Annotated in this window: 9 protein-coding genes and 1 riboswitch; of the genes, 6 read left to right on the top strand and 3 right to left on the bottom strand. The window is 40.5% G+C overall.

Annotated elements, in window-relative coordinates:
* Window positions 1-29: 29 nt before the first annotated feature.
* From queC to queE, 3 genes are read left to right on the top strand one after another with little or no spacing between them, the layout of a single operon-like run.
* On the top strand, window positions 30-695 hold the full coding sequence (queC, locus tag N780_RS11255) for a 7-cyano-7-deazaguanine synthase QueC (protein ID WP_036783936.1): 666 nt from the start codon (window positions 30-32) through the stop codon (window positions 693-695).
* Window positions 695-1,174, top strand: a complete 480-nt coding sequence (gene queD / locus N780_RS11250) for a 6-carboxytetrahydropterin synthase QueD (protein WP_036783933.1) — start codon at window positions 695-697, stop codon at window positions 1,172-1,174. Before queC ends, queD begins: the two co-directional genes overlap by 1 nt.
* Window positions 1,167-1,883 (top strand): 7-carboxy-7-deazaguanine synthase QueE, encoded by a 717-nt coding sequence (queE, locus tag N780_RS11245; RefSeq protein ID WP_036783931.1) that lies wholly within the window; start codon window positions 1,167-1,169, stop codon window positions 1,881-1,883. Before queD ends, queE begins: the two co-directional genes overlap by 8 nt.
* 756 nt (window positions 1,884-2,639) lie before the next feature.
* On the opposite strand, the gene N780_RS11240 is transcribed toward queE, so the two are convergent.
* Window positions 2,640-4,271, bottom strand: a complete 1,632-nt coding sequence (locus N780_RS11240; RefSeq protein WP_036783928.1) for a BCCT family transporter — start codon at window positions 4,269-4,271, stop codon at window positions 2,640-2,642.
* A 442-nt stretch (window positions 4,272-4,713) separates the two neighbouring features.
* Between N780_RS11240 and N780_RS11235 the strand changes: the two genes are divergently transcribed.
* A complete protein-coding gene (locus N780_RS11235) occupies window positions 4,714-5,952 on the top strand; it encodes an aminopeptidase (protein ID WP_036783925.1) in 1,239 nt (412 codons plus the stop codon).
* Window positions 5,953-6,106: 154 nt separating this feature from the next.
* Window positions 6,107-8,314 (top strand): ATP-dependent helicase, encoded by a 2,208-nt coding sequence (locus N780_RS11230; RefSeq protein ID WP_232299529.1) that lies wholly within the window; start codon window positions 6,107-6,109, stop codon window positions 8,312-8,314.
* Between the two features lie 30 nt (window positions 8,315-8,344).
* On the opposite strand, the gene N780_RS11225 is transcribed toward N780_RS11230, so the two are convergent.
* The gene (locus tag N780_RS11225) at window positions 8,345-9,550 is read right to left on the bottom strand and encodes a helix-turn-helix domain-containing protein (protein WP_036783922.1); all 1,206 of its coding nucleotides are present in this window, start codon (window positions 9,548-9,550) and stop codon (window positions 8,345-8,347) included.
* A 257-nt stretch (window positions 9,551-9,807) separates the two neighbouring features.
* Window positions 9,808-9,909, top strand: a riboswitch (purine riboswitch).
* A 111-nt stretch (window positions 9,910-10,020) separates the two neighbouring features.
* Between N780_RS11225 and N780_RS11220 the strand changes: the two genes are divergently transcribed.
* Window positions 10,021-11,322 (top strand): NCS2 family permease, encoded by a 1,302-nt coding sequence (locus N780_RS11220; RefSeq protein WP_156969165.1) that lies wholly within the window; start codon window positions 10,021-10,023, stop codon window positions 11,320-11,322.
* A gap of 155 nt (window positions 11,323-11,477) precedes the next feature.
* Here N780_RS11220 and N780_RS11215 read toward each other — a convergent pair whose 3' ends face one another.
* Window positions 11,478-12,965 carry a potassium/proton antiporter gene (locus tag N780_RS11215; protein WP_036783916.1) on the bottom strand — a complete coding sequence of 496 codons (1,488 nt, stop codon included), beginning with the start codon at window positions 12,963-12,965 and terminating at the stop codon, window positions 11,478-11,480.
* Window positions 12,966-13,145: the final 180 nt, after the last annotated feature.

Below are 13,145 nucleotides of genomic sequence, written 5' to 3'. Positions count from 1 at the left end.
TCTTTTTATAATGAAAGGAGAATTTTTTTATGGATAATAAGAAAGCCCTTGTTGTGTTTAGTGGGGGACAGGATAGTACGACTTGTCTTTTCTGGGCAATGAAGCATTTTGATGAAGTAGAGGCGGTGACGTTTGATTATAATCAGCGTCATGATGAGGAAATTGAAGTTGCAAAAGAGATAGCTGAAGATTTGGGTGTGAAGCATACCATACTAGATATGTCATTATTAAGTCAGTTGGCACCAAACGCTCTGACTAGAGATGATATTGAGGTGAAAGATGGGGAAAATGGTGATCTACCTTCTACATTTGTACCGGGACGTAATCTATTATTCTTATCTTTTGCATCTATTATGGGGAAACAAATTGGCGCGCAGCATATCGTAACAGGTGTTTGTGAGACAGATTTCAGCGGCTACCCGGATTGCCGTGATGTATTTATTAAATCTCTTAACGTAACGCTTAATCTATCAATGGACGATCAGTTCGTTGTTCATACGCCGTTAATGTGGTTAGACAAAGCACAAACATGGGAGCTTGCGGATGACCTTAATGCGCTTACTTACGTGAAGGAACGTACGTTAACGTGTTACCACGGTGTTCGTGGCTCAGGCTGTGGCGAATGCCCATCTTGTAAATTAAGACAAAACGGTTTAGACACTTATATCAATCAAAAAGAAGGAGCGAACGCATAATGGCTATGGATCAATATGGATTTCGCATCGTAGAAGACTTACAGAAAATTGACCAGGATATTAAGCGTAGTGACCTTCAGTATCATAAAAAGCGCGTCATGGTAAGTAAAGAATTCACGTTTGATGCTGCTCACCATCTGCATTGCTATGAAGGGAAATGTAAGAACTTACACGGACACACGTATCGTGTTGTGTTTGGCATTAGTGGTTACACGGATGAGATCGGTATTGTAATGGACTTTGGTGATATTAAGCAAATTTGGAAAGAACAAATTGAAGTCCACCTAGATCACCGTTACATTAATGAAACACTACCTTTAATGAATACGACTGCCGAAAACATGGTCGTGTGGATTTATGAGAAGATGGCGGGCGCATTACCGCAAAATGATCAGTCCCTTCGTGTTGAATTTGTAAAGCTTTACGAAACACCAACAAGCTTTGCAGAGGCAAGAAGGGAGTGGATGGAGCTTGAGTAAACTTCCTGTTTTAGAAATATTCGGACCGACTATTCAGGGGGAAGGGATGGTTGTTGGGCGAAAGACGATGTTTGTACGGACAGCTGGCTGTGATTACAGCTGTGCCTGGTGCGACTCCGCCTTCACTTGGGACGGAAGTGCGAAAGAGGACATTCGTTTACTAACAGCTGAAGAAATATTTCATGAGCTAAAACAAGTTGGTGGAGGATCCTTTGATCACGTTACAATCTCTGGTGGCAACCCTGGATTGTTAAAACATATGGGCAAGCTCGTCGATCTCTTACACGAGAATGGTTGTGAGGTCGCTCTTGAAACGCAGGGGAGTAAGTGGCAGGACTGGTTTACAAGTATAGATGACCTTACGATTTCACCGAAGCCACCAAGCTCAATGATGAAAACGGACTGGCAGAAGCTTGATGACATTATTGAACAACTAGATCCTCAAACAACGAGCTTGAAAGTTGTTGTATTTGATGAAGAAGACTTGGAGTATGCCAAAGGAGTGCATAAACGCTATCCTGGTATTCCGTTCTTCGTACAGGTTGGGAACGACGATACGGATGAAGCAGATGATACGAAACTGATGCATCATTTGTTAGGGAAGTATGAATGGCTTATTGAGCAAGTAATGGCCTCGACAGAACTGAACCGCGTCCGCGTCTTGCCTCAGGTGCATGCGCTTCTTTGGGGTAACCGACGAGGTGTATAAGGTGAAGCAGTACTCTTTTGAAGAGTGCTGCTTTTTTTGTGGGATATTTCAGCTGGGAAGGTCCGTTACGTTTATGAGTGCTTGGGCTTGCTCGGGGACAACTCGCTTTCCTGCGGCCCCACACGATGTGGGGTCGTTCGACATTGTCACAGGACGTGACGGTTTTAGTCGAACTTCCCCTTCTTTTTAGAGCCTCCTCGTTCGCTTTCGCTCTCTGTGGGGTCTTCCCTGGTTTAAAAGTGCAGGCGTGGTGCCTAGGACCGTACGGACAAGACAGCTTTTTGGAAAAGGCGTTAAGCCTTTGTAAAAAAGATGACTTGTCTCGCTAGGTCCTCCACGCCGGAACTAGATAGGCTCCTTTTCCCGCGGGAGTCTCGCAGTCCCCGAGCAAGCCCTGGCTTTTAAGGAGGTGAACGGCCCGCAGTTCGCATCAGGAGATCTGATGTCACCCTATATGGCATGTTTTCGTTCATTCTTATATGGCAAAGGTGGGCCTGGAAACTGCGAGACTCCCGTGGGTAGAAGAGCCTCGGTGAGATCCCGGAAGCCGGCGTGCCGGCTGAGGAGGCTCACCAGCTCCCCACAGGAAAGCGAGTAGTTTCCAGGCCCACCTTAGACTAAACTAACGTGAACGGAAACATTTTCTCAGCTTCGAGTTTCCAACAAACTTATCTTCTATATTATTGTTTAATACAGCCTAAATAAAAAAGGTGCTCCTTAGTGAAGGAGCACCTTTTCTTCTATATAAATAGGGGGTTAGCTTACTTGAGAGTCTTCTTGTTCTTGTTCTTTTTGAAGACGTTTTTTGCGCTTTAAGCGTCGTTTGATTTGTTTAGAATCTAGATTAATTGTTTTTGGTTGGTAGTCATCTGAAGCAACGATGTCTTCGTTTGAAGCTTTCATAAATGACCAGGCTAGCATGACCATAATGAATAATAATGGTGTTCCTCCGACGATACTAGCTGTTTGTAATGTTCCTAAGCCGCCTAAAAACATTAGGGTAAGTGGAAGTAGGCAAAGGGCAAAGGCCCAGAACAATCGATTCCAACGTAAGGGTTCTTCTTCAACGTAATTCTGTACAACAGACGCCAGTATGTAAGAACTGGAGTCAAATGTTGTTGCAAGGAAGATAATTGCTAGAACAGTAAAGGTTGTAATCATGATAGGAGCCATTGGCAATTGTGCGATTACACTAATAATTGCAGCTGGTGCTCCTTGTGTATTTAAGACACCGATAACATCAAATTGTCCTGTAAGTTGCATGTACATACCATAGTTTCCGATTACTCCGAAGAAAAGAACGCATCCTAGTGTACCGTAAAGCATTGTTCCAAGAACCATCTGCTTAATTGTACGTCCACGCGAGATTCTAGCAATGAAGAGTCCAACGAATGGTGCGTATACAAGCCACCAAGCCCAGTAGAAAACCGTCCATGATTCTGGGAAGCTTGTTTCAGCAATGGAGTTAAGACCAGCAAATGATTCTGTCCAAGTAGCCATACGGAAGAAGTTATCCGCTAATAAACCAAGACTATTAAACGTTGTTTCAGAGATGAATTTCGTTGGTCCGAAAATAAATACAAAGGCAAGTAAGAAAAGTGATAACCATAAGTTTACGTCACTTAGTACTTTAATTCCTTTTTTTAATCCTGAGTAAGCACTAATGCCAAAAATAATAGTACAAACTACTAGTATACCCGTTTTAAGTCCGAGTGTAACTTCAACGCCAGTAAGACTTGAAATTCCTTCGGCTATCATAGGTGTCCCTAGTGCTAGTGTCGTACCGGCACCGCCCATTAAACCAAACATGAATAGAACATCAATAATCGTACCTAGAGGGCCGTCAGCTCGTTTTCCGATAACAGGTCGACAAGCTTCACTAATTTTTAATACAGGCTTTTTACGAACATAATAGAAATAAGCAATTGGTAGTGCGGGTAATGTATAAATGGCCCAAGCGATTGGTCCCCAGTGGAAGATCCCGTAAACACTTGCCCATTGGATCGCTTCTTTCGTGCCACCTTCAGCGGCGAATGGAGGAGATTGGTAGTAGTAAGCCCACTCGATTGTACCCCAGTATAGAATACTAGAACCGATTCCGGCACAGAATAACATCGCTGCCCAGGAGAATGTATTGAATTCAGGCTTTTCACCTTTGTCACCTAATTTAACTTGACCGTTTTTACTAAATGCGACATAGAGAAGGAATAAGAAAATGCCGAGGCCAACCATCATGAAGACAACACCGAAGTTTGTGGTTATGATCCCTTGGAGTTTGTCTACAACAATCTGACCTTTTTGAGGAAATAAAATGAGTGGAATTGTAACTGATAATAGTAGGAATAATGCCCCTGCAAATGTGGGCCAATCCATTATTTTTTTATTCATATAATCGTCCTTTCTGTAAAGTACATATTTAATCATAATAGATTGATAACTTTTTGTACAGAACAAATTGTATAATCTATTTGAATTAATTGAAAAGAACGTGATGATCAAACTGGACAAACTTACTGAAAATACTGGGTTGAAGAGGTACTGGAATTTTGTCGAAAAAAATGAAAAAATCTCGCTTTGCATCGAAGTTTTTGGGGAATGTTACATAGTTTTTGATAAAAAGTGTAAGAGTTCCTTTGAATTCACGGTGGCTCAGTCCAGTCTTTTCTGATAAGCATGGTTCTGTCCCTTATTTTTACATCCCGTGAAGAAAAACGATTCTTAATAGTGGATAATAAAGGAATAGTTAGAAGGCTTTTGTTACAAAAAAGGCCGGGATTTGTTATGCTAAATAGAAGTCGAAGTATTCAAAACACTTAAAAGGAGGGCTTATATGCCTGCAACACAACAGTTAGAAAAATACGCAGAGTTAGCTATACATAAAGGAGTCAACTTACAGAAAGACCAAATTCTTATGTTGAATGCTCCAGTTGATGGTGCTGAGTTTGCGCGTATTGTAGCTAGGAAAGCCTATGAAGCTGGTGCAAAAGATGTTCATATTAACTGGTCCGATGATGTTATGCAACGTCTTTACTTTGAACATGCTTCACAAGATGTATTAGAAACAGTCCCTCAATGGAAAGTAGATCAATATGACTACTTCGCTGAAAATGGTGCTGCTGTTTTATCTATTCGTTCAACCGACCCTGATAATTTAAATGGCATTGATTCTTCTCGAATAGCAGCCGCTAGTAAAGCAAGTGGAGAAGCGATGAAGAACTTTAGAAAGTACACGATGAATGACAAGATTACTTGGTCAATCGTAGCCATACCAAATACAGAATGGGCTAAAAAGGTTTTCCCTGATGTATCGGAAGAAGAGGCGGTATCAAAGCTTTGGGAACAGATCTTTACGATCACGAGAGTAGACCAAGAAGAACCCCTGAAAGCATGGGATGAGCATAATAAAACGTTAGGGAAAGCTCGTGATTATCTTAATAAGAAGCAATTTAAGAAATTGATTTATAAATCCCCAGGTACCGATCTTGAGGTAGATCTACCTGATGGTCATGTTTGGAAAGGTGGATCGTCTAAATCAGAGCAAGGGATTTCCTTTAATGCAAACATGCCTACTGAAGAAGTCTTTACATTACCTCATAAATACGGAGTGAATGGCACCGTTTCAAGTACAAAACCACTTAGTTATGGAGGAAACTTAATCGAAAACTTCTCTTTAACATTCAAAGAAGGTAAAGTGGTTGATTTTGAAGCAGAAACAGGATACGAAACATTAGAGCAACTGTTAAACATGGATGAAGGGGCTCGTCGTTTAGGGGAGCTTGCCATTGTTCCTCATCAGTCCCCAATTTCTCAAAGTGGCGTTATTTTCTATAACACACTTTACGATGAGAATGCGTCTTGTCACCTTGCTTTAGGTAAAGCCTACCCTAGTAGTATTGAGGGGGGAGCAAAGATGGATGATGATCAGCTTGATGAAAACGGTGTGAATAACAGCATTGTTCACGTTGACTTTATGATGGGATCAGGAGAACTTGATATCGACGGCATCACGCCATCTGGTGAAACAGAACCTGTTTTCCGTAATGGAAACTGGGCATTTGATTTCTCTTAAAAGCCTGTGTGGAGAGCTCTATTTGAGCTCTCTTTTTTATGTCGCCTTTATCACTGTAAATAATCGCAGGGTGCCAGTCCCCCTTTACCTGAGTAAAGGGGGACTGGCACCCTTCATTGCTGTGCATGGTTAAAGGGGTGGGTTGTTTGGTATAATGATGTACAAACAAATGTTCTGTTCGGAGGTTGGTTATATGGAAGTGGATGGAATTTTTAATGGTCTAAATGAACAGCAAACAACGGCGGTTACTACAACTGAAGGAGCTGTTCGGGTTATTGCTGGAGCTGGTTCTGGTAAGACACGAACTCTAACGAATCGATATGCCTATTTAGTAAGTGAATTAGGCCTTGAGCCTTCTAATCTCTTGTGTGTCACGTTTACAAACAAAGCAGCTCAAGAAATGAGAAGAAGGGTGAAAAAACTTGTAGGAGGAGAAAGGGATACGGGTTATATTAATACGTATCATGGTTTTTGTGTGAGGATCTTACGAGAAGACATTCACCATCTTTTTTATCCGAAGCAATTTCTTATTTTGGACACTGAAGATCAAAAATCAATCTTAAGGGAAATTTATGAAGAGTTCGGGTTAAAGGTGAATGATCATAAGTTTGCACGAATTTTAAAGAAAATTGGTGAATATAAAGCAGATACCGGCTATGTGTATGACCTTATTTCAAGGGAAAAAAGCCTTGAGCCTGACCAAGTAGAAGAGCTAGACCAAAAGATTATAGTGGCCTATTTAAAGAAGCAAAAAAGGGTGTATGGGCTCGATTTTGATGATCTTTTAAACTTTACATTAGTTCTCTTTGAAGAATATAAGCACGTATTGGAGAAATGGCAAGAAAGACTATACTATATTCAAGTAGATGAGTTTCAAGACAGCAGTCCAAAACAATTTGAGCTCATCCGAATCCTAAGTAAAGGTCACGGAAATGTATTTGTTGTTGGAGATCCAGACCAAACGATATACGAATGGAGGGGCGCTGATCCGAAATTTATGGTGAATTTTGATCAGTGGTTTCCTGGTTGTAAAACGATCCTACTAAATGAGAATTACCGCTCAACTCCTCAAATCTTAAATCTCGGAAATGCATTAATAAAGCAAAATAAACTAAGAGTGGATAAAGATATGTTCACACAAAATCCAAAGGGCGCTACTGTCATTCATTATCATGCTAAGACAGAGCAAGAAGAAGCCAAATGGATTGTTTCACGAATACAATCTTTGCAAAAAGAGCGAGGCGTCTCGTTAAATGAGGTAGCGATCTTATACCGTGCGAATTACTTATCGCGCTTTGTGGAACAAGAGCTCATCCATGAAAACTTAGACTATAGTATTTATGGAGGGTTTAAGTTCTTTGAACGTAAAGAAATTAAGGATGCGCTTGCTCATCTTAAGCTTGTGGCTTTTGAAGATGATTTATCATTTATGAGAATAATAAATACACCTAGAAGACAAATGGGTAAGAAGCGAATTACTTTTTTACGAGAGCGGGCTGAAGAAGAAGGGAAGTCACTATATCAGACGTTACGTGACCATATAGACCACTCTATCTTTAACCGTACGAAAGCGAAAGAATTCATTGAAGTCATAGAAGCAATGAAACTAAAGAGGAACGAACTATCTGTCGCAGATTTACTTCAAGATTTATTGCAGGCTACGGGATATGAAGCCTTTATTCGTGAGGATGGAGATCATGAGAGGTTAGATAACCTTATGGAACTGAAGCATTCCGTTGTACAGTACGAAGGAGCAATGGGGGAAGAGATTTCTCTTGAATATTATTTACAAATGCTTACGCTTTACACGGAAAATGATAGAGAGGACCAGCGAGAAGCTGTAAAGCTAATGACTATCCACACCTCGAAAGGATTAGAATACCCGTATGTTTTCTTGGTTGGATTTAATGATAGGGTTATACCTAATGAACGATCTCTGAGAGAAAGAAAAGAGTACGCCCTTGAAGAAGAACGTCGCCTTGCTTATGTCGCAATCACTAGAGCGGAACGTGAACTATACCTGACCGAATCTGAGGGGACAAGTGGAAGAGGAGAGAAGAAGTATCCTTCTCGTTTCCTGTTTGAACTAGAAGAAACACTATATGAACGGATCGGTATAATCGAGCATGGGTTTGAACAAGAGGCGAAGGAAGTCATTCGGATGAACAGTCAATTGGACTCGACGCACACATCTGATGCTCAATTCAAGAAAGAAGAGCGGGTAAAGCATCCTGTCTTCGGTACAGGTACCATTGAAGAGGTTGATGATCGGAAAAGGATGTATAAAATCTATTTCGAAGAGATGGAAGTAACTCGCCCTATTAGTTGGAACTTCAAGCGTTTAGAACGGTTAAATGATTAAGAAACGAGGCTGCATGTGACAGCCTCGTTTTTATAACCCATTTTGTTTTCGATAGTTGCTTGGTGATACACCTTCGTATTTTTTAAATATACGAGAGAAGTGAGAACCGCTCTTGTAGCCGTATTGTTCTGCGACGGATAAAATAGAGTCTTTTTGGTGCAGTAATGCTTTTTTTACTTCTTTCATTTTTTGTCTATGAATGTATTGTTGAAGGGAGAGGCCAATTTCTTTTTTGAAGAGATTGGATAGGTGCTCTGATCTTACACCTAACTCCTTCGCCATTCTTTCAATTGTAATAGGTTTATGAAGGTTAGCTTGTATACTCTCAAGACAGGCTTGCATGAGTGGGGTGTGGTCATGTTGTTCTTGTTTTTGTATTTTAGAAAGATAATCATGGACCATTACTTTTTCTAAATGCATAAGATCTTCAACTTTCTCTTTTTGTTCGATTTCATTTATATAGTAGTAAGAAATGGATAGGGATTCCGTTTCGTTCACTCCTGCTTCAATAGCTGTTCGGGCTACTAGCGTCACTGTGGCAATTAACCTGTTCTTATAAGAACGTACCATGTTGTCCTTCCCGTAAGTTGGAGTAGGGTAATACTTGGCGTGACTCAAATCATCAATCGCAGAAGGGTCTCCTTGTCGTAACTTGTGCAAGAACTCTTGCTCTAACTGAAAAGCTTGAGATAAGAACTTTGTGTCTTCTTGAGATGGCTCTGTTTTCTTAGGGAAAAAAGTAAATTGATCAAACGTTTGATCAAGGATCGACGTGTCCCAATCAGTGGTGAGTAAGGCGAGTAAGACTTGTCCGTAATAAAGAACTTGCTTCGTATGAACAACAGGAAGTTGGGAATAGTAAGCTAACACCTTCCTCGAAACATAAATAGATTCTCTTTGTCTTTGAAAGGCTTCTTGAATATCCTGGTTGTTTAACTCATTGTACAGGAAAGGCCCTATACAAACATACCCTGTTGGAAACGAGGCAAATGTTTCGGTATTAATAGCTAAAAAGTGGCGGTGGAAAGCGTCTGTTACGTGGTGAACCCGTCCTTTTTGTTTCATTTTCTCTAGGATGAGTTGCCTTTCTTCTTGGTATAAACGCTCGAACGGCGCTGGAATCTCACCTAAGGATGTCTTATTCTGATTAGCGTACTCGAAGAAATAGATGGGAACTCTGGTCGAATAATAAAAGGTGAACAGAGCGCGCAGAGAATGATCTGTTTTCATCTCCATACTATAATCTCCTTTTATTGTAGTCTATTCGTTTACATATAATAGCATTAAATGGCAAAGATGTATAAGAAATATGTGTTTTTTGTATAAGTTTTTTTACCCTACATGAAGTAAGAGGGTTCATTGGTATGACCATCTTCTTCTACCTTCTTTAAACACTTAATTTTTCGAAAATGATAATAATGTTGACGGTACTATCCCAGACTGCTAAAGTTGCTTAAGTGACGATATCGTCATCAATGAATTAATACTATACACTACACTTCACTTCATTTCCTTGTATAAGTTCGAGAATAGGGCTCGAACGTATCTACTAAGCTACCGTAAATAGCTAGGCTACAAGGGATTTCGTTTATCTATAATTCCACTTCTGGATTTTGATACGCGATCCCTTTGTAGATCTCAAGCTTCGGTAGATACCTAACCGAAGCTTTTTCTAATGCATAAAGGGAGGATCAACTATGAACCGCATACAAGAGTTCTTTCAATTTAAAGAACGCGAAACGAATTTCAAACAAGAAACTATTGCTGGGATGACAACTTTCTTGGCACTTGCCTACATCCTAATTGTCAATCCGGCGATTTTAAGTCAGGCAGGAATGGATAAGGGTGCTGTCTTTACCGCTACGGCCTTAACCATTATATTTGGTACACTCATGATTGGTTTAATCGCCAATTATCCGATTGGGATTGCACCAAGTATGGGCTTAAATTCATTCTTTACTTTTGCAGTTGTAAATACAATGGGGATTCCTTGGGAAACAGCCATCACTGGTGTATTTATAGCAGCAATTCTATTTACAATCTTAAGCTTATTAAAAATCCGCGAAAAGATTATTAACGCCATTCCCCAAAATTTAAAGCATGCTGTATCAGCTGGTATTGGCTTTTTTATTGCTTTTATTGGTTTAAAAAACTCGAGCTTGATTGTGAGTAACCCTGACACGATTGTAGCATTCGGAGATCTAACGGACGCGAGCACGCTTTTAGCTGTATTCGGATTTATTATTACAATTATTATGCTAACTTACGGATGGAAAGGTGCTATCTTTTACGGGATTATTATTACTACGGTTGTAGGTTTATTTACAGGTATGATTGAAAAGCCAGCCGCCATTGTAGGGAGTATTCCAAGTTTAGAGCCAACTCTTGGTGTGGCGCTCCAACCTGAGAACCTAGCCAACGCGCTCTCTCCTGCTGTTTTACCTGTAATCTTTACGTTCTTATTCGTAGCTTTCTTCGACACAGCGGGTACCCTAATTGCCATTGCATCTCAAGCTGGTTTAATGAAGGACAATAAAGTACCAAACGCAGGACGTGCTTTACTTTCAGATAGTACAGCTTCAATGGTAGGGGCTGCACTTGGAACTTCTACTACCGCTTCAATGGTAGAATCTTCTGCAGGAATTGGAGCAGGAGGACGTACAGGATTCACAGCTGTCATTATGAGTATCTGTTTTGCTATTGCAATCTTCTTTGAACCTGTTCTGTCCATTGTCCCAATTACACTAACTGCACCAGCTCTTATAATTGTTGGTGCAATGATGGCATCAGAGGCCAAAGCAATTGATTGGACTCGAATCGAAATTGCGATCCCATCGTTTATAACCATTCTTATGATGCCTTTAACAAGTAGTGTCGCAACAGGTATCGCTCTTGGGTTCATCGTATATCCAATTACAATGATTGCATCCAAACAACACAAGGACATGCATCCAATGATGTATGTGCTATTCGTTCTATTTATTCCTTATTTAATATATAGTGCGTAAAGAGCCAAGCTCCTCAAAATCCCCTGTAACCTTACAGTTGCAGGGGATTTTTTTGTAGGGGATCTTAAAAAATCAACAACGCTTTTTGATAGGACTTTCGTAAACGCAAAAAAAGCACTCCGATTTGGTTCAATCGAAGTGCCATTAGGTAAACGTTATTCAATTTGGGCGTGAAGCGTTTCGGCTTGCAACAGCTGTTGTAATTCTGATTTGTTCTTCTTGGAAACAAGGATGTATAATACATCACCTTCTTGAATGACGGTTTGGCCATAAGGTGTCACAATATCTCCACCACGTATAATCGCATTAATGAGCGTTCCTTCTGGGAATTCGATGGACTCAAGGTTCTGCCCATTAATGGAGGTAGTAGGTGTCACCTCATATTCCACAAGTTCTACGTTAGCCTTACCGATGGAGATGAGCTCAAGGGAATGAACCGGGTTGTTTCGTGCTTCACCTGCAAGCTTTAATCTCTTAGCTAGCGGTGTAATAGTAGCTCCTTGGAGAAGGGTAGAAGTAAGCACGATAAAGAATACAACATTAAAGATCAACTGGCTGTCATCAAGGTCTGCCATTAGTGGAAAAGTAGCTAAGACGATCGGTACAGCTCCCCTCAGTCCTGCCCAAGACAAGAAGAATTTTTCTTTAACAGAGAAAGAAAATGTCCCAAGGGATATAAAGACTGCAATTGGACGAGCAACGAAGATGAGGATAACCGATAGCAGTAATCCTTTTCCAATTACATCTGTTGTGAATAATTCAGAAGGGAAAACGAGTAACCCTAGTATGACAAACATCGTAATTTGCATCATCCACGTAAATCCTTCGTTGAAACGGAGAATAGAGTGACGATAGGTTAATTCTGAATTACCAATTACAAGAGCTGCAGCGTACACAGCGAGTAAACCACTTGCTTGCAGTAATGAACTTACGCTATATGTAAGTAAGGCAAAGGAAAGAGCAAATAAAGGATAGAGTCCTCCAGAATCTAAATTTATTCGATTGATTGCCATGCTCCCGAGCTTCCCGATACCTAAGCCAACAAGTAAACCAATGCCCATTTGCCAAAAGAAAGAGCCTGCAATAATGAAGTAATTGGCTTCTGGTTGTTTAATCAGTTCAATAAATGAAACGGTTAAGAAAACAGCCATGGGATCGTTTGACCCGGACTCGGCTTCTAGAGTTGCTTCAATTTTTCCTTTTACATTTTTCCCTCTTAATACGGCGAAGACGGCCGCAGCATCCGTAGATCCGACGATTGAGCCAAATAGCAAGGCTTCAAGCCAAGAAATATCAAATATAAATTTAGAGGCTACACCGACAAGGGCTGAAGTAATCAATACCCCGACTGTAGCAAGGATTAATGCAGGCGTTGCGACCTTTTTTATCGTGCCCCACTTTGTTTCTAGTCCACCTTCAAACAATATAACAATGAGTGCAAACGTCCCGACCGTTTGAGCAAGTCCGGCATTATCGAAATAAATAAAGCCAAGACCGTCACTTCCAACAAGCATTCCAACTCCAATGAACAAGACAAGAGACGGTACACCTAGTCTTGTTGAGAACTTGGTGACTAAAACACTTGTTATTAATAAAATTGATATAAGCAGTATGGTTTGATTAGATTGAAATAGCTCTTCGATTCTGAATCCCGTCCTTTGTAACTGACACTTATAAATGTATAAACAGGCAATATTATTTCTAGCTTGCCCAATTATTTCTTTTCTTTATTATATTAAAAAGGGAAATCAATCTCCAATAAATGCATTCGCGTAAATGTTGGACAGCTGTCCGATTGACATGGAGTGAGGCATGTATTACAC

Source organism: Pontibacillus chungwhensis BH030062 (assembly GCF_000770675.1).
In the GTDB taxonomy this organism is placed as follows: domain Bacteria; phylum Bacillota; class Bacilli; order Bacillales; family BH030062; genus Pontibacillus; species Pontibacillus chungwhensis.
This window is presented reverse-complemented; position numbering and strand designations above follow the sequence as displayed.